The sequence below is a fragment of the Rhodococcus sp. MPR-R1B genome (genome assembly GCF_058793255.1).
Genome location: NZ_JBXAFO010000005.1, coordinates 148,062 through 165,370, shown reverse-complemented (window position 1 = coordinate 165,370; position 17,309 = coordinate 148,062). Strand labels below are relative to the sequence as shown.

The following is a 17,309-nucleotide window of genomic DNA, read 5'->3' as shown; positions in this document are numbered from 1 at the left end:
GATGACCGATACACATACGATGACGGAAACACAAAACGCCGAAACACAGAACGCCAGCGAACTCGAGGAATCAAAGATGCAAGAACAGCTTCAAGAACTCGTCGATCAGTGGAGGGTCGAGGCGAACATCCCCGGCGTCTCGGTCGGCATCGTTCACGGCGACAACGACATCGTCGTCACCAGTGGCATCGAGAGCGTCGAAACCCAACTCCCGGTCACCGACAAGACGATGTTCATGATCGGCTCCACCACAAAGGTGTTCGCCGCAACAGCCGCGATGGCACTCGTCGAGGACGGCCTACTCGATCTCGACACCCCGTTGGTCGAGTACGTCCCCGAACTGACCTTCGCCGACGAAACAGCCACGCGCACAGTCACGATGCGTCATCTCCTCACCCACACCGGCGGATTCACCGGCGACGCGGGCCTCTCGGCAGGCTGGGGCGAAGACGCCCTGGGACGCTCGGTTTCACGGCTGAACGAACTGCGACAAGAATTCCCCGTCGGAGAAGTCTTCTCCTACAGCAACTCCGGATTCGTTCTCGCCGGACATGTCGTGGCCAAGATCAGCGGACTGACCTTCGAAGAGCTGGTCAAGCAGCGCGTGCTCGACCCCCTCGAAATGAAGAACTCGGCCTTCCTGCCCTGGGACGTGATGACCCACCGGTTCGCACTCGGTCACTACATCCGCGACGGTGTGCCGTTCGTGTCCAACGAAACCGGACTGGACCGCGGCATGATCCCTTGCGGCGGAATGTGGTCCTCGGTGCGAGACCAACTCGTCTGGGCACGTTACGCACTGTCTGGCGAACACCCCGGCGAAGGACAGCCACTCGACGAGTCCACCCGGTTGTTGATGCAGAAGCCGCAGCGTCCCGCCGCGATGATGTTCGAAGAAGTCGGCCTGGGATGGCTGTTGACTCGATACGGAACCACACAGGTAGTCCGGCATGGCGGAAACGTGAGCAACCTCCAGGTCTCCGAGTTCATGACAGTGCCCGAGAAGAACTTCGCCGTCACCGTGCTGACCAACGCCCTCGGCGGCGGAATCGGCAAGAAGATCGTCGACTGGTGCATGGCCAACCTCACTGAACTACCCACGCCGGCATCCCTGGACGTGGTCGAGCCCGAACCCGCTGCCGTCGACGCAGTCCTGGGCAAGTATCAGGCCGGCTCACTGACGATGACCGTCGCCCCCGGTGACGAGGGAATCGGCATCCGGATGGGCAGCGCGCAGGATCTCGGTGAATACGAGGACATCGTCTGGCCGCCGGCAATCCCGATCGCCTTCCTCAACGACCGTGACTTCGCTGCTCGCGCCGACACCACCCGGGCGTTGGGCCGCTTCGTCACCGACGACACCGGTCGCGCCGTGATGCTCGAATTCGGCGGCCGCACCGCCAAGCGAGTGGCCTGATCCTCTAGACGGGTGACGCGGTCCGATTACGGGACCGCGTCACCCGTCTTCGTAAATGCACAGCCGAGAAGGTACAGACTGGACGCCATGAACTTCATCGGCGAGTCGATTCTGCACCCCTCCCGGTGGAGCGTGCGTGCCCGTTCGACCGTGGCTTCGACACTCGTGATCGCCTTCTGCCTGGTGATCGCCGGGCTTGCACTGGTTTTCGTGCTGGCAAACTCCCTGCATCTGTCCGCGCTGAACGGCTCCGAAGCTCGCGCCACGCAATTGGTCCAGCAGCTCAACGGAAAAAACCCGGCCGATCTCGACCCTTCGCTTCTGTCCACAGACAGTCAGATCGGAATCGTGCAGATCGTCGACGCCGATCACCGAATAGTCGCCCAATCACCGGGAACCGACAGCGACCTCCTGTCCGAACGTTTTCTCGGCCCTGACGAGTCGGACGCTCTCGGAAGGGTCAAGAAGTCCGACGACGAGGACTACTGGCTGATCGGGCGAGGCGCTCAGACGCCGACCGGACCAGTCACCGTCTTCGTCGGCGCCGACCGCGAACCGGTTGAAACCGTGGTGACGACCGTTGCCGTTCTGCTAGCCATAGTCGGACCCCTGGTCCTGGGGCTGGCTGCGTTTGCCACCTACCGCCTTGTCGGTTCGGCCCTCGCTCCGGTCGAACGCATCCGCGCTCGGGTAGCGTCGATTTCGAGTGGGCGTCAAGGTGAACGAGTGCCTGTACCGTCAGGGAACGACGAGATAGCCCGACTGGCAACAACAATGAACGACATGCTGGCGCGCCTCGACGAAGGTGCGCTGGCCCAGCAACGATTTGTCAGCGATGCCTCACACGAGTTACGCAGTCCGCTGTCCACGATCACGACGGCCCTCGAACTGGCACACCGACACCCGGATCTCCTCGACGACGCGTTGATCGAAGACGCACTACTTCCCGAGGCGCGCCGAATGCGGCAGTTGATCGAAGACCTGTTGATTCTCGCGCGCTCGGACGAAAGCGAACTCGAAAAGTTCGGCATCGTCGTCGACGTCGACCTCGATGACATCTTGTTCGCCGAGCAGAAAAGGATCGACGGTATCTCCGCAGTTACGGTCGCCGCTGCCGTGGCTCCGGTTCGGGTCTCCGGAGACCCGAGAGCATTGACGCGGATGGTGCGAAACCTCGTGGACAATGCAGTGCGGCATGCGGAGACCCTCGTGTATCTCGAGTGCTCCGAAGCCGGAAACGAAGCCCACATCGTGATCGAGGACGACGGGCCCGGAATCCCTGAAGCAGAACGCGAACGAATCTTCGGACGCTTCGTCCGCCTGGACCAGCCGCGGTCGAGGCAGGGAGGCGGGTCCGGACTTGGACTCGCCATCGCGTCGGAAATAGTTGCGGCGCACCACGGAACCATTTCCGTCAACGAGAGAGTGGGCGGTGGAAGTCGATTCGAGGTGACGATTCCGGTACCGAACGACTGAAGATCAGGCAGTGCCGACAAAGCGGTACCCGACGCCTCGGACCGTTTCGATGCTCTGAGTTCCGAACGGGAGGTCGAGCTTCTTACGAAGGTAACCGATATACACCTCGACGATGTTCTCGTCACCTTCGTAGTTGGTGTCCCAGACGGAGCGAACGATCTCGGTCTTCGTGACCACCACACCATTGTTGCGCATCAAGAATTCGAGAACGCTGTACTCCCGCGGCGTCAGGGTCAATTCGATTCCCGCTCTGCTCACCTGATGTTTGGCCGGGTCGAGGGACAGGTGTCCAACGGAGAGTATCGCCGGACGTTGTGGAGCGCCGCGACGCACCAGTGCGCGCAGCCGAGCGAGAAGCACGACAAACGAGAATGGCTTGACCAGGTAGTCGTCGGCGCCGAGATCGAATGCATCGGCCAGGTCGTATTCGCCGTCCTTTGCCGACAGCATGAGGATCGGCGTCCAGATCTCCCGGGCGCGTAGATCCCGCACGATGTCGTACCCGTGTTTGCCCGGCAACATGATGTCGAGAACGATCACGTCGAATTCGTCACTGCACGCAGTCGCGAATCCGTCGTCACCGTTGAGTTCGACCGCGGTCACGAATCCCTCGGCCACCAATCCCCGCCGGATCGTCTCGGCCAGGCGCACTTCGTCTTCGACCACCAGTACTCGCACCACCGGCCCCGTTTCGTCGCCACGCAGTTGTTCGGATGCACCCAGTAGAGCAGACGGTAGACCCAGGGCCGAGTTCCGTTCAGCGTTTCTTCAGCTTCGGATCGTCACACTGCATTCATGCCTGCAACTGTGTCGACCGTGCGAAACGTGGTCACCGAAGTCCTGACCGAGAGCACCACCGCAGAGATCGCGGTTGCCGCAATCGTGGTGGCCGCAGCTCTGTTCGCGTTCGGTTCGATCTACCGAGCTTCCAGCGTTCGGTCTACAGCCCTTCGCACGTGCGGACTCGTGCTTGCACTGGTGACGCTGTCGATCCAGGTGTATGGAAGCGGGTGGTTGACGAGCTTCGACGGGCCGGTGACCGACTGGATGGTCGATCATCGGAGCGGCGCCCTGAACCAGATCGCGGTCGCCGTCACAGATCTCGGTAGCCCGGTCGCCACCGCGCTACTCGGGATCACCTGCGGAGTGCTCATCTCCTGGCGAGCGCGTTCGGTCGTTCCGGGCTTGATCGTGATCGGAACCGTTGGCGGGGCGGCGGTCGCCAGCACGGTAATCAAAGCGCTCGTCGGTCGCGAACGTCCGCCGACCAACATCCAGGTTCTTCTCGAGACCGGCCACTCGTTCCCCTCCGGTCACGTGACGGGCACAGCAGCGCTGTTCGGCATTGCCGTTCTCGTTGTGAGCGTCGACCGAACAACGGCCGTCAAACGCCTTCTGATGCTCCTCGCCGTGACGGTCACCGTCGTCGTCGCGCTGACTCGCCTCTACTTGGGTGCGCACTGGCTCACCGACGTCATCGCCGGAGCCATTCTCGCGACGCTTGCCGTCACGGTGGGTGGAGCCCTCTTCCGATTCGTCGGCACTCACAACCAAGCTGAATCGACTACTGCTGCAATGCGCTCTGCAGAACCTTCAGCACTTCACGAGCCGCAGTCGGCCCGGTATTGAGGTAGAAGACGTCGTCGTCAACAGCGACGGCGTGGTTGGCGACCACACCACGTAACTGCCCCCACAACGGCGCGTTCGTCAATGTCGCCGGGTCCCCGCCCTGCACGCCGTAGAAGATCCAGTCGGCGTCCGCCACGTTCAACTCTTCTTCACTGATGTCTCGGGAAGTGTCGTCGAACTGCTGCGACTGCGGACGGGTCAAGCCGGCATCCTCGGCGATACTGCCGGTGAACGAAGGAATACCGAAGATGCGCAGACGATTTCCGTTCTGGCGCGTGAACGACACCGTCGGCGGCGACGAGAGGGAAGCACCGAGGGCCGCGGCATCGGTATTGAAGGTATCCAGCAGTGCCGCCGCCTGCTGCGTCTTACCTACCCCGTCGGCAACCAGCAGGAAGTCCTGCTTCCAGTAGACGCCGGTTCCCTGTGTTGCCACCGTGGGTGCGATGGCAGAAAGCTGGTCGTACAGCGAATCAGCGTCCTTTCCTGCAACATTCATCAAGATCAGGTCAGGATCGAGCGTGACGATCGCTTCGAAATTCGGTGTGAAGCGTCCACCTGCGTCAACGACATCACTTAGCTGAGTACGGAATTCGGGGTACGCAGACAACAAGTACGGAGGCACCAGGTCCGCACCGTCACCACGCGTCGAACCTGCGGGCACGACACCGAGCGACAGGAGTGCATCTGCTTGCCCGGTCGAGATGACGACAACCTTTTCGGGCTGCGATTCGATCGTGGTGTCCCCTTTGAAGTGTGAGACGGTACGAGGGAACTCGCCGTCCGACTTTCCGCTCCCCATTCCAACCGGGACTTCTCGCGGAGCGACAAACGCAGAGTCCGCCGGAGCTGACGCACTGATCTCGGCATCTGTGGGCGACGCGTCCTCGCTCGAGCAGCCACTGAGAGCTGCCACCAATGTCAGTGCGCCGATCAGCATTACACTGCGTGACTTCTTTCGAAAATTCATGATCGTGTCCCGTACGTCGTGAAGCATGACAGCTTCATCTTCCTCCATGGTTAGGTGACCCTACCCTTTGAAGAACTGTAAACTATATCTGTGTCAGATACAGTTCCAGGGCGTGGATCACACGGGGTCGATCGCTACTCTGATCACGTGCCCACCGCGGAAGAAGCATCGAGATCACTCATCGCTGCGGCGTTCGAATTGCGTCGAGCGCTGCAGGAATACATGGCTACGTCAGGCACCGACGCGACTTTGCCCGAGGCACAATCCGAAGTACTTCACGATGTCGCACACCACCCGGGCACTCGCATCGGGGCTGTCGCCGACCGTCTCTCCAGACGCCCGAACACCGTCAGCACACTGGTGCGCATCCTCTCCGACAAAGATCTGATCGAGCGACGGCCCGATCCCACAGACGGCCGGGTGAGCACACTTTTCGTGAAGGACGAACGAAGCGCGCGACGAGACCGTCGATCCGAACTACGCATCGGCGTCCTGGCCCAAGAACTGACAGCCCTCGACGAAGGTGACCTCGACACATTGACCACTGCCATCGACATCCTCGACCGAGTCAATCGATCATTGCGAGATCACGCGCCGCGATGATGCCACTCAGGTGACTTTCCCACTCTTCTCGTAGACGTCGGCAAAACGCTTCATCTGCTCCGTGATGCCCGTCAGGCTGTACCCCGTACGAAGTTCGACCGACGCAACCTGACCCGAAACCACAGCCGGAAGCCTGGTGAAAGTCGGCGAATTGAGCTCCGGTGCATCCGACCACGTCGGCGGAATCAGGAGGAGATCAGCCGGAAAGGCGCCTGGCTCTTCCCAACTCGCTGATGCCCAGAAACCGTCCTCGCTGTCGAGCTTGGCGAATTCGACGCCCATCGTTTCGAGAATACTTCCGAGCGGAGTCCATCCCGGCACCGCATAGTCAAGGCTCGACTCCAACGGAATCACATATGCAACAGAGATATTCGGTCGCGATGTGGCCAAGTCACGCACCCGGTCACCGAGCGCACTCAACTCTTCCCGTTTTGCCGCATAGACCGGCGAGGTGTCGGTGCCGCCGATACCCTGGACCAACGAACTGAAGCTGTCCAACGCCGCTTGCGCCCCGTCGGTGATCTTGACACCGGCAATGGGAGCAACCTCTTCGACGCGAACGATGTCGTCGCCCCAGATGCTGCCGAAGTTTCCACCGTTGTACGAACTCCAGATGTCGATGACCAGATCCGGGTTCACTGCCAGGAGTTTCTCGGCGCTGATGTCCGTATCGGTTTCGCTGACATGGGCAATTCCACTGAAGTCGAATGCATTCAACGTTGATTCGTCCAGCCTGGAAAAGCCGATGATGCCGACCGGCACGACGCCGTATTCGAGCAACACCGGCGCGGTGTCTGCCGTCGCCACGATGCGTTCGGGGATCTTGTCGAGCGAAATCTGCTGACCACGCGCATCGACATACGTCCACGCATCACCGTCGGACTTCGTGTCGGTCGTGGAGGTGCCACATGCTGCCAGCACCGTCGAAAGTGCCACCGCCACAGCCATGAAGATGGCCCTGCTACCGCGTTTCGAACGCGGCGCAACAAAATCGATCACTTCTGCCCCATGCTGTCGAGCGGGTCTCGGGAGAACCCCGAACCCGGAAAGTAAAGTAAGCCTCGCCTACATGGCTAACGGTAGAACGGATCAGGAGATTACGCAATCGCGGAGTTTTGTCAAAGAATGTCGAAATCCGATCAACGGTCCGCAGTCTTTCGAAATGCCATCGGCGTGACACCGGTGGACTGCTTGAAGGCGGCGACAAAACTACTGGGCGTCGAGTATCCGACCTGTTCTGCCACATCGGCGACCGCAACATCTTGGCCGAGTAGGGACATCGCCACGTTCATCCGAAGCAGTACTCGCCACTGGCCGAAACTCACGCCGGTGTCCACCTTGAATTGACGAGCCAAAGTGCTGGTGCTGACGCCGATCTCGTTCGCCCAGTCCCCGAAACTGCGTGGATCCTCCGGATGAGACAACAGGTCGCGTGCAATCCGGCCGACCGGGCCCGAATCGGGGATCTTCATCGCTCCGCGCTCGTCGCCGGGAACAACGAGGTCGAAGAACACTCGCTCGGCGCGGCGCCTCGCGTCGTCCGACATCTCGCGAGCACTCAGATGCAGAAACAACTCGTAGAGTAGCGGCGTGCCGTGTACCGCAACCGGGTGATCACCGAGCGAAGGACCCTGCGCTACAGCGCAATACACCGTCAGGAACTGCGCACCCGCGGCAACGCGCACCGAGTGTCGATGCAGTGCCGGTATCCACAGCCCTCGACCCGGCAACAACGTCCACATCTGGGCGCCTGAGCGCACAACCACAATGCCGGAACGAGGGAACAGAATCTCGTTCGATCGGTGTGCGTGGGTTTCCCATGTCACCGGTTGATCAGCACTCGACGCACCACCCCACAGAACCAAATCTTCGGGCTCGTCGTCTAATTCGTGTTCGGATACCACCAGCTCGTCGCTCGACGGCACGCCCCACCGGAGCCAATCACCGTCGACCTCGGATTTTGTCCGCCTCACGTCTACATCCCTGGATCGACCGTCGTCTGTCCAGGTGACTGTAACCGCTACCCACGCCGAGTAGGTGCGGCAGGAAGTTGATCCCACCGCACAGGCCACTGCCAAAGCTGGTCGCACCATGTCAATTGTTCACATTGACGATGGTGACAATGGCAACAATTGCAACAAGTATCCAGAAGTAGCCCAAAACAATAGCAGCAGTGGTTGATTGCCAACCCCCCTCGCCTGACCACCTGATCTGAGAACGACCGATGTGGGCACAAACGATAGCGGGGATTCCCAGGCCCAGGACAGCCAGGCACAGCGATACCACCGACATGCTGTTGGTTCGCGCCGACATGTATGCGGGCGCCGCCGGAAACCGTGAGTACGTGAACACCGGTTGTCCGTCAGGAGCGAAACCTACCGGTTGTTGATAAACGCCGTATTGGCCGGCTGCCGGTGCCGGCGGCGGGCTGTCGACAAGCCGGGCGAGCCAGGCGGTAACGATCACTGGCAGCACCAAATACAACGGCGTCGCCCATCCGTCGTTCGTGTCCATCTGGATCGAGGCCAGTACAGCGGCGAAGAAGCTCAGCACAAGGGTAATCGGTAGTAATGCAAATACCGCCTTGCTCGCGCGGCGCGAAACGATCCACCCTGACGATGCGAGCACCAGAGCAAGAACGCTCAACAGTCGGGCGGCCGGGGCATCTATCAAGAATTCGACAGCGATCAAGAACGCAGCACCGCCGAAAAGGCTGAGACCAAGTGTCATTCGTGACTTGTCGCGTGAGCCGAGAAAGATCATCGCCAAGACCAGGAGGCCGAGCAGCACGAGGTAAAGCCCCGACGTCAGCTCCGTGAAATCCCGATACGAATACCTATAGCGATTTCTCGACGAAAGCAATTGCGGGAGGAGCTGGCACAACAGCATCAGGAACAACACCGCACCCGCACCGACAGCACTCACCACTGCGACTCGTTGGCTTTCGGTTAACGATGAGGACGCACGGGCAACGCGCCAGCCACCACCGCTCGTCGGCGGCATTTGAGGCGGATATGGATTGGGTGACTGGTACACGGATCTCCAACTGGCCAGGCCGGAATCAGTTCCCGGTCGTACCCGATCAATCGCAGTCACATCGAAAGCCGTTACTGACTTCTTTCAACCGAATCCATTCACAACGACAAACAGGTCAGAAACACCGATGACAACTACGACTACTTTTGGGGCGGGCCATAATCCCGTTGGACTTTCAGCGGTAAATCCTGACAGTTGCCAAATTGATTTCGGATTCATTCGGCAACGGCTCGCCATCGGCGGATTCGAATCGATAATTCGCGCTGAGAACGTCGACAAGATTGGTCTGATTACGTCGACCACCTCCCCGCCGCATCTCCCTTGATTATTTCGGCCTGTTGGTTATGTTGCGGGTCGATTCGTAAACCTGACCGTTGCTCGCCCGTCACGGATCCTGAATATCGACCTACACCGACGCCTCGGCCACATCACCGAACCTCGACATCGGCAGCAACTAAGACGTTGGACAAAACGATTCGACTACTCAATTGACTCTTCGCGACATGATCGGTGCGGCAGGAAGTTGATCCCACCGCACCTGACCCCGAGTCGCCGCCCTAGTTCATGTCGTTCGCAATGATGTTCTCGATATTCCGTTCGGCCAGAGCGGTGATGGTGACAAACGGATTGACTCCCACATTGCCCGGTACGAGGGATCCGTCCATGACGTACAGACCCGGGTACTCCGGGAGTCGACCGTGGCCGTCGGTCGCCTTGCCGAGCACACAACCGCCGAGGGGGTGGTACGTCAACTGATCGCCCCACGTCTGCGTCGGGCCGAAGAGGTCGGTCCGGTAGATCGTGCCTTCCTTCTTGTTGATCTTGTCGAAGAGCTTCTTCGCCATGTCGATCGACGGCTGGTTCTGCGAGCGCTGCCAGTTCAATCCGACCTTGCCTGTTGCCGAGTTGAATTGGAACTGAGCACGTTGCGGATTCTTGGCAATCGCCAAGTACAGGCTGACCCACAGTTCGGTACCGGCCGGGAAGGGTGCGATTTCCGCAAAGACGGGAGCGGATGTGTCGGCCCAGTTGTCGATACCCATCACGGGGATCGCCGACTGCTTCGCACCGGTGGCGTCCCACATGTGATTGGCGCGGCCCACCATCACGTTGCCGTTGTGACCCCATTCCTGTCCAACTGCACCCGGCAAATTCGCCAGCTGCCCTTGCGCTTTCATCGCGACCAGGAGCTTGCTGGTCCCGATACTGCCGGCCGCGAAGAAGACCTTGTCCGCCGTCACTGTCTTGGTGCCGACGGTATTGCCCTGCTCGTTGATCTGGTTCATCACCACTTGATAGCCACCGCCGGTCGCGGCCGGGGAAACCGAGGTCACGACGTGCAGAGCTGAAATGGTGAGCTTGCCGGTGGCGGATGCCGCAGCGAGGTACGTCTTGTCCAGAGATTTCTTTCCGGCATTGTTGCCGTAGATGACCTCACTGACCAGAGCGGACTTGGTGACCTGGCCGGCAGCTTCTTGCTTCATGTAGTTGAAGTCGTAGACATTCGGCACGAACGTTGTTGTGTAACCGGATCTCTCAGCGGTCTTTCGCCCCGTCCGCGCGAACTTGTAGTACTCGGTCGATTCGAACCAGGCCGGGTCGATGTTGTTGACTCCGAGCGCAGCGTTCGCGCGCGGGAAATACGTCGAGTACATCTCGTTGGAATCGACACCGGGCAGGATCTCTTCGAAATAGTTACGCTTGGGTGTGACGGCCATACCGCCGTTGACCAGCGACCCACCGCCGACCCCTCGGCCCTGGTAGACCTTGATCCCGCCGAAGTCCTCGGCGTCGAGAACACCGACGTAGCGGCTGATGTTCTTGTCCACCGAGCCGCCGGAGAAGTGTGAAACCGGTTGAACTGTACGGTCTCTGAGCCAGAAGGACCGACCGTCGGGCGAGAGCATCGGGCAGAAGATCTTGCCGTCGGACCCTGGTGTGGTCCACGACTTCCCCATCTCGACCATGTGCGTGTCGATACCGGCCTGTGTCAGGCGAAGTGCCGCAACGGCACCGCCGTATCCACTGCCGATCACGAGCGCGGGGACACGGTCTCCGTCGTTCAATGCTCGTCTGGGCGCAGCGGCCGCCGTGGTCCACGAGGACGAGAGTGCGGCGGCCCCCACAGCTAATCCTGTTGCTGCCAAGAAGTTTCTACGCGAGAGCGTGGAATTGGTACGTGCGTGCCGTTCGTTGGATCCAGCGCGAATGCTCAAGTGTGCCCTTCTCTTTCCGTGACCCCCGCGCTGAGATATACCGGGAGAAACCGAACGAGAAGTCCATACTCGTGGGTAACTTCGAGGAACCGTTGATTTTCCATGAAAAGGGCCGATGAACAGAAAGTTCACCGGCCCTCCGAAAGAACGAGTCAGGGAATTGAGATGCGACCTTCGACGGCGCCGAGCCCGATGTCCTTGCGGAAATGACCGCCGGGAAGCTTGACGTCGGCGATCTTTGCGTAGGCGTCGTCGCGAGCTTCGGTCAGATCCTTGCCCACTCCGACAACACTCAGCACACGCCCGCCGGCCGAGACGACGGCACCGTCTTCACGCTTCTTGGTACCGGCGTGCAGGACTCCGTCGGCGTCGGCTCCGGTGATCACGTCGCCGGTGCGTGGGGTTGACGGGTAGTTCTCCGCGGCAATCACGACCGTGACAGCGGAACCGTCGCGCCACTGCAACGGACCGACCGAATCGAGTGTTCCGGTCGAGGCCGCATTGAGTAGACCGCCCAGCGGCGTTTCGAGGAGAGCAAGCACGGCCTGAGTTTCGGGGTCACCGAACCGGCAGTTGAATTCGACGACGGCCGGGCCGTCGACACCGATCGCCAGACCGGCGTAGAGAAGGCCGGAGAAACTGCTACCGCGCGCGACCAACTCGGCAGCGACAGGCTTGACGACGTCGTCGACGATCTGCGTGACCATCTCGTCGGGCAGCCACGGCAATGGGGTGTACGCGCCCATGCCGCCGGTGTTGGGTCCGGAGTCTCCGTCGCCTACTCGCTTGTGGTCCTGTGCCGGGAGCAGCGGGATCACGGTTTCGCCGTCGACGAGGCAGAAGAGCGAAACTTCCGGACCGTCGAGGAAGGACTCGAGGAGAACCGGGTGTCCGGTCTCGAGCAGTTCTGCGGCATGATCGCGCGCGGCGAGACGATCCGTCGTGACGACTACGCCCTTACCCGCGGCCAATCCGTCGTCCTTGACCACCCAGTTGGGACCGAAGCGGTCGAGTGCTTCGTCGAGCTTGGCCGGATTGTCGACGATCTCGCTGTGAGCGGTCTTGACGCCGGCGACAGCCATCACGTCCTTGGCGAAAGCCTTCGATCCCTCGATGCGGGCGGCGTCGGCCGAAGGCCCGAAGCAGGCGATACCTGCTGCGCGCACCGCGTCTGCGACACCGAGGACCAGCGGAACCTCGGGTCCGATGACGACGAGGTCGGCTTCGACCTTCTGGGCCAGCGCGGTAACCGCGTCACCCGAAGCGACGTCGATGGGGTGCTGCTCGGCGATTTTTGCGATCCCGGCATTGCCAGGCGCGCAGATCAGGGCCGTGACACCTGGATCGCGAGCAAGAGAGAGAAGGAGGGCATGTTCACGGGCTCCGGAGCCGATTACTAGTACGCGCACGGGGAACAGACTACGGCCTGCGATAACAGCGCTCTCGGAGTGCCACTGGCGGGGCCAAGGTCCCAGCGTTCGGCCTTTGTGCGAAATATCCGTTTCGAGATGAGATCATATGAATACCTGAATAGGTGAACAGATGTTTTCGGACACCTGTCCACCAAGGAAAGGACACCCGTGAAACTCCACAAACCAGGCGTTCTGACGCTCACCGCAACCGCCGCAATCGGCGCACTTCTGATCACGTCGTGCAGTAGCCCGACTGGCACCGACTCCTCGGGCAACAACGACGGCCTGGTCTTGGCCGACGGCTACGAGCTGGGCGGCTACAACCCGGTCGCAGGCTTCGGCGCTGCCGGTGAGGCCAAGATGTACGACGGTCTCGTCCGACTCACCGGAGGGACCGGCATGCCGGGCTTCGAGCCGTCTCTGGCCGCGGAGATGCCCACTGCCAACGCCGACGCGACGGTCTGGACGGTCAAACTCCGCGACGGGGTCACCTTCTCCGACGGGTCGACCTTCGACGCCGACGACGTGGTTGCCACGTACAAGGCGATCCTCGATCCGGCTTCCGCCTCCGAAGCGCGGTCGTCGTACGACATGATCAGCGACGTCGTGGCCGTCGACGACAGCACAGTCGAGTTTCGTCTCGCCTACTCGTATGCGCCCCTGCTGACGAAGATGCTGATCGGCATGGTTCCGTCGGAATCCCTCGCGACACCCGGACTTGCCGCCGAATCGCCGTTGAATACCGCGCCTGTCGGTACGGGTCCGTACACACTCGTCGATCTCTCACCGGATCGAGCGGTCTTCGAGGCGAACGAGAACTACTGGGACGGTGCACCGGAGATCAAGAAGCTCACTCTCCTCTACGTTCCGGACGACAACACCCGCGCCCAACGTATGGTGTCCGGCGAGATCGACGGAACCAATCTCCCTCCACTGCTTGCCAATACGTTCTCGGGCAAAGACAACATGTCGGTGACTGCCCATCAGTCAGCGGACTGGCGCGGTCTCTCACTTCCGACGAACAATCCCGTGGCAGGCGACAAAGCCGTACGGATGGCGCTCAACCTCGCCGCCGATCGCCAGTCGATGATCGACAACGTCCTGAGCGGACACGGCCGCGTCGCCGCCACTCCGATCCCCGAGGTCTACGGCGATTCGTACAACCCGAACGCAACCTTCGCCTACGACCCGGCCGAGGCCGAGCGAATTCTCACCGAAGCGGGCTGGATCGAAGGTTCCGACGGAATCCGTTCGAAAGACGGTCAGCGGGCGCAGTTCACGATCATGTACAACTCCGTCGACACCGTTCGACGTGATCTCGCTCAGGCATTTGCCTCCGATGCTCTCGCTGTCGGCATCGAGGTGGATCTCGAAGCGCTCTCCTGGGACCGCATAGACCCTCGAATCAACCAGGATTCGACGCTTCTCGGTGGTGGAGACGAACCTTTCGATCCAGACACGCAGGCGTACGACGCGCTGAACTCGAAGTACATAGCGCCCGGGGTCGGCAGCATCTACGACAACGCCAGCGACTACTCCAATCCAGCAGTCGACGCAGGCCTGGAAGTAGGACGCCGCAGCCTGGATCAGGCAACGCGTGACGCCGCGTATCGCGACGTGCAGCAGGCGTACGTCGAGGATCCCGGATTTGTCATCCTCGTATTCCTCGACCATACGTACGTTTCGAAGGATTCCGACTGGCAGATGTCCGGACCTGTACTCGAGCCACACTCACACGGTGTGACCTGGGGCCCGTGGTGGTCACTGCAGACGTGGGCCAGAGGGCAATGACAGCGGTCGACGTTCGGGTAGACGCGCGGCAATCGCTCGACCACCGTGGCAACTCCCGCCGAAAGGCCATCCTCACGATGGTCGGTCGGCGGGGGTTGTTCATCGTGCCGGTGATCGCCGTGGTGTCCGCGGGACTCTTTGCCGCCGCCGCGATCTCACCGTTCGATCCACTTGAAGGCTACCTGGGCACGCGATACATGACGACCAGCGACGCGGACAAAGCGTTGATCGCCGATCAGATGGGTTTCGACAACCCCTGGTACAGCACGTACTGGAATTGGCTCCAGGGCGTGTTCACCGGTGATCTCGGGATCTCCAGATCGTTCAATCAGCCTGTTTCCCAAGTTATCTCCGAGCGTCTGCCATGGACCCTGCTGCTGGTCGGTATCTCACTCCTCATCGCGATTCTCGCCTCGCTGACACTCGGTGTTCTCGCCGGAATCCGCAGTGGAGGATTCTTGGACAAGACCGTGTCCGGGCTGAGCGTCGTGGTCCAAGGACTTCCGCCGTTTGTCTTGTCGCTGGGTGCCATCGCGCTCTTCGCGTTGACTCTCGGCTGGCTCCCGGTCGCCGGGTTGACCGACGGGGGTGCCGATCCCACACCGGGACAGGTGATCCGGCACTTGGTCCTACCGGTGACGGTCCTCTCCATCTCGCAGATGCCGTGGCTCCTACTCGCGGTCCGAGAATCCGTCGTGGGTTCGAAAAGTGAGGGATTTGTCGCGGGCGCCGTAGCACGCGGAATCCCGACGCCGACCATCACGAAACGCCACATACTGCCGACCTCACTGGCGCCTTTCGTCAACATCGTCGGCGTGCGACTGCCCGAGCTGATAGTCGGGGCAGTGCTGGTGGAAGAGGTCTTCAGTTGGCCAGGGATCGCCGGCGCCATCGTCTCGTCAGCCCGTGACCTCGACATGGCACTGCTCGCGTTCCTCACCGTCGGTACGACATTGACGGTCATGCTCGGCTCACTGCTTGCCGACGTCCTCGTTGCAGTACTCGACCCGAGAGTGAGTACCGATGGCTGAACGACGCTTCAAGATCGCCCTCGGCGTGCTGATCCTCGTTGCGCTGTACGCGGCGTTGGTCCCATGGTTGGCCGACGTCGACGACCGAGTCACAGACTTCTCGGCGGCTCGCCTGGCTCCGTCGTTCGATCACCCCTTCGGAACGGACTCGGCGGGCCGAGATCTGTTCGTGCGCATAGCTGCAGGCATTCGAACCTCACTTCTGATCGCACTCGCCTGCGCGCTGCTCGCCACGGTGATCGGCGTCGCCGTCGGCACTACGGCCGGACTGGTCGGTGGCTGGGTGGACAGGTTCGTCATGCGCGGCACCGATGCCGTCAACGCACTCCCCCACCTGTTGCTCGGCATCGTCATCGTCGCGATGTTCCGTGGAAGCATTGCCGCCATCGTGCTTTCGATCGCACTGACCCACTGGACCCAAGTGGCCCGGATCATCCGCTCCGAGATCTTGAGTCTGCGCGAGCGTCCCTACATCGACGCCGCCATTCTCGCGGGAGCAAGTCGACGTCACGTGATCATGCGCCACCTCGTGCCGGCGACGGCGCCGCAGGCTTTGATCGCAGTCGTTCTCCTGCTGCCCCACGCCGTCTGGCACGAATCGACGTTGTCCTTCCTGGGATTCGGCCTTCCCCCGCACAAGCCCAGTCTCGGGACGCTTCTCGAAGAGGCACGCAGTTCTCTACTCCTCGGCGGTTGGTGGACGCTGGCATTCCCCGCCGCAGTTCTCGTGATCGCCACCGTCGCAGTTGCCGTCGCCGGTTCGGCCCTGCGGTCGATGCTCACACCACCTCGACCTTCGGAGTTGCGACTGTGAACCACGGCCTGCGCATCGAATCTCTCACCGTCAGGATCCCTCTGCTCGGAGGATCGGTAGTTCACGCTGCGAGCGACATCGACCTCGACGTTCCAGCCGGCACGGTGACCGCACTTGTCGGGGAATCGGGGTGTGGCAAGTCGATCATCGCCACCTCGGTCATGAACATGTTGCCGCCGAATGCTTCTCGAACCGGAACGGTCACCGTCGGAACACCGGACCTCGAGATCGACGTCTTCTCCGGCACCGCGTTCCGTGGGCGGCACGTGGCTCTAGTTCCACAATCCGCCGCAACACATCTCACCCCCGTCCGGACTGCGCGATCGCAGCTACAGGAGACGATCGACGCACTCGGCAGCGATCACACTTGCGATGCCTTGGCACTTCGCGTCGGACTCGAACCGTCGGCCCTGGACTGCTACCCGCACGAACTGTCGGGCGGCATGGCGCAACGCGTGGCCATTGCCGGTGCGCTGGCCGGGAATCCGTCGGTGATCGTCGCAGACGAACCCACCGCCAACCTCGACCGCGAACTCACCGACCACGTCATGGGATTACTTCGAGAGTGCGCGGACGCCGGAGCGGCGGTCCTGCTCATCACCCATGACCTGGCATCCCTTACCCGCAACGGTGTCGCGGATCGACTTGCCGTCATGTACGCATCACGCATCATGGAGACCGGTCCGGCCGCGCTGGTGTTCCAAGATCCGCTTCACGATTACACCCGAGACCTTCTCGGCGCCTTACCTTCCAGAGGTTTGACTCCCATGCCGGGATCGCCACCGCAACTCACCGATCTCCCCGAGGAGTGCGTCTATCACCTACGACGCCCGGAGTCGAAACAATCCGGTGGCCCGACCGAACTGGTCACATTGGGTGACCGCACGTACCGAACGCTGCGGAAGGTGGGCTGA

15 protein-coding genes are annotated in these 17,309 nt (G+C 61.3%); 8 read left to right on the top strand and 7 right to left on the bottom strand.

Features of this window, described 5'->3' with window-relative positions; all coding sequences use genetic code 11:
* The first annotated feature begins 19 nt into the window (after positions 1 to 19).
* Complete coding sequence (locus AC1Q61_RS09765; RefSeq protein WP_161120913.1) at positions 20 to 1,417, top strand: serine hydrolase; 1,398 nt, start codon at positions 20 to 22, stop codon at positions 1,415 to 1,417.
* An 87-nt stretch (positions 1,418 to 1,504) separates the two neighbouring features.
* Positions 1,505 to 2,893: a sensor histidine kinase gene (locus tag AC1Q61_RS09760; RefSeq protein WP_492650833.1), complete on the top strand. Its 1,389-nt coding sequence runs from the start codon at positions 1,505 to 1,507 to the stop codon at positions 2,891 to 2,893.
* Positions 2,894 to 2,896: 3 nt separating this feature from the next.
* On the opposite strand, the gene AC1Q61_RS09755 is transcribed toward AC1Q61_RS09760, so the two are convergent.
* Positions 2,897 to 3,571: a response regulator transcription factor gene (locus tag AC1Q61_RS09755; protein ID WP_042453533.1), complete on the bottom strand. Its 675-nt coding sequence runs from the start codon at positions 3,569 to 3,571 to the stop codon at positions 2,897 to 2,899.
* Between the two features lie 117 nt (positions 3,572 to 3,688).
* On the opposite strand from AC1Q61_RS09755, the gene AC1Q61_RS09750 reads away from it, so the two are divergent.
* Complete coding sequence (locus AC1Q61_RS09750; RefSeq protein WP_230793145.1) at positions 3,689 to 4,522, top strand: phosphatase PAP2 family protein; 834 nt, start codon at positions 3,689 to 3,691, stop codon at positions 4,520 to 4,522.
* On the opposite strand, the gene AC1Q61_RS09745 is transcribed toward AC1Q61_RS09750, so the two are convergent.
* Complete coding sequence (locus tag AC1Q61_RS09745; protein ID WP_230793146.1) at positions 4,458 to 5,540, bottom strand: ABC transporter substrate-binding protein; 1,083 nt, start codon at positions 5,538 to 5,540, stop codon at positions 4,458 to 4,460. The genes AC1Q61_RS09750 and AC1Q61_RS09745 overlap by 65 nt on opposite strands.
* Before the next feature lie 99 nt (positions 5,541 to 5,639).
* Here AC1Q61_RS09745 and AC1Q61_RS09740 point away from each other — a divergent pair, with 99 nt between their 5' ends.
* Positions 5,640 to 6,095, top strand: a complete 456-nt coding sequence (locus AC1Q61_RS09740) for a MarR family winged helix-turn-helix transcriptional regulator (protein ID WP_042920317.1) — start codon at positions 5,640 to 5,642, stop codon at positions 6,093 to 6,095.
* 6 nt (positions 6,096 to 6,101) lie between these two features.
* On the opposite strand, the gene AC1Q61_RS09735 is transcribed toward AC1Q61_RS09740, so the two are convergent.
* The 5 genes from AC1Q61_RS09735 to purD all read right to left on the bottom strand — a co-directional run bounded on the left by AC1Q61_RS09735 (position 6,102) and on the right by purD (position 12,756).
* Positions 6,102 to 7,043: a substrate-binding domain-containing protein gene (locus AC1Q61_RS09735; protein ID WP_042452671.1), complete on the bottom strand. Its 942-nt coding sequence runs from the start codon at positions 7,041 to 7,043 to the stop codon at positions 6,102 to 6,104.
* 191 nt (positions 7,044 to 7,234) lie between these two features.
* The gene (locus tag AC1Q61_RS09730; RefSeq protein WP_042920319.1) at positions 7,235 to 8,068 is read right to left on the bottom strand and encodes a helix-turn-helix domain-containing protein; all 834 of its coding nucleotides are present in this window, start codon (positions 8,066 to 8,068) and stop codon (positions 7,235 to 7,237) included.
* 121 nt (positions 8,069 to 8,189) lie between these two features.
* Complete coding sequence (locus AC1Q61_RS09725) at positions 8,190 to 9,098, bottom strand: DUF4190 domain-containing protein (protein WP_492650832.1); 909 nt, start codon at positions 9,096 to 9,098, stop codon at positions 8,190 to 8,192.
* Positions 9,099 to 9,688: 590 nt separating this feature from the next.
* Positions 9,689 to 11,347, bottom strand: a complete 1,659-nt coding sequence (locus AC1Q61_RS09720) for a GMC oxidoreductase (protein ID WP_042920384.1) — start codon at positions 11,345 to 11,347, stop codon at positions 9,689 to 9,691.
* Positions 11,348 to 11,499: 152 nt separating this feature from the next.
* Positions 11,500 to 12,756 (bottom strand): phosphoribosylamine--glycine ligase, encoded by a 1,257-nt coding sequence (gene purD / locus AC1Q61_RS09715; RefSeq protein ID WP_007734401.1) that lies wholly within the window; start codon positions 12,754 to 12,756, stop codon positions 11,500 to 11,502.
* Between the two features lie 171 nt (positions 12,757 to 12,927).
* Here purD and AC1Q61_RS09710 point away from each other — a divergent pair, with 171 nt between their 5' ends.
* Genes AC1Q61_RS09710 through AC1Q61_RS09695 form a run of 4 tightly spaced genes read left to right on the top strand, consistent with a single transcriptional unit; the run spans position 12,928 to position 17,309 of the window.
* Positions 12,928 to 14,550 carry an ABC transporter substrate-binding protein gene (locus AC1Q61_RS09710; protein ID WP_492650831.1) on the top strand — a complete coding sequence of 541 codons (1,623 nt, stop codon included), beginning with the start codon at positions 12,928 to 12,930 and terminating at the stop codon, positions 14,548 to 14,550.
* Positions 14,547 to 15,581, top strand: coding sequence for an ABC transporter permease (locus AC1Q61_RS09705; RefSeq protein WP_492650846.1), 1,035 nt, complete (start codon positions 14,547 to 14,549; stop codon positions 15,579 to 15,581). Before AC1Q61_RS09710 ends, AC1Q61_RS09705 begins: the two co-directional genes overlap by 4 nt.
* Complete coding sequence (locus AC1Q61_RS09700; protein ID WP_020906350.1) at positions 15,574 to 16,395, top strand: ABC transporter permease; 822 nt, start codon at positions 15,574 to 15,576, stop codon at positions 16,393 to 16,395. The genes AC1Q61_RS09705 and AC1Q61_RS09700 overlap by 8 nt, the downstream gene beginning before the upstream one ends.
* Positions 16,392 to 17,309 (top strand): oligopeptide/dipeptide ABC transporter ATP-binding protein, encoded by a 918-nt coding sequence (locus tag AC1Q61_RS09695; protein WP_042920388.1) that lies wholly within the window; start codon positions 16,392 to 16,394, stop codon positions 17,307 to 17,309. Before AC1Q61_RS09700 ends, AC1Q61_RS09695 begins: the two co-directional genes overlap by 4 nt.

What these genes read in the sequence shown, in the direction of transcription:
- AC1Q61_RS09725 (WP_492650832.1), bottom strand. Translation starts at nt 9,098, where the DNA reads ATGCCGCCGACGAGCGGTGGTGGCTGGCGCGTTGCCCGTGCGTCCTCA.
- AC1Q61_RS09765 (WP_161120913.1), top strand. Translation starts at nt 20, where the DNA reads ATGACGGAAACACAAAACGCCGAAACACAGAACGCCAGCGAACTCGAG.
- AC1Q61_RS09745 (WP_230793146.1), bottom strand. Translation starts at nt 5,540, where the DNA reads ATGGAGGAAGATGAAGCTGTCATGCTTCACGACGTACGGGACACGATC.
- AC1Q61_RS09750 (WP_230793145.1), top strand. Translation starts at nt 3,689, where the DNA reads ATGCCTGCAACTGTGTCGACCGTGCGAAACGTGGTCACCGAAGTCCTG.
- AC1Q61_RS09735 (WP_042452671.1), bottom strand. Translation starts at nt 7,043, where the DNA reads ATGGCTGTGGCGGTGGCACTTTCGACGGTGCTGGCAGCATGTGGCACC.
- AC1Q61_RS09760 (WP_492650833.1), top strand. Translation starts at nt 1,505, where the DNA reads ATGAACTTCATCGGCGAGTCGATTCTGCACCCCTCCCGGTGGAGCGTG.
- AC1Q61_RS09700 (WP_020906350.1), top strand. Translation starts at nt 15,574, where the DNA reads ATGGCTGAACGACGCTTCAAGATCGCCCTCGGCGTGCTGATCCTCGTT.
- AC1Q61_RS09705 (WP_492650846.1), top strand. Translation starts at nt 14,547, where the DNA reads ATGACAGCGGTCGACGTTCGGGTAGACGCGCGGCAATCGCTCGACCAC.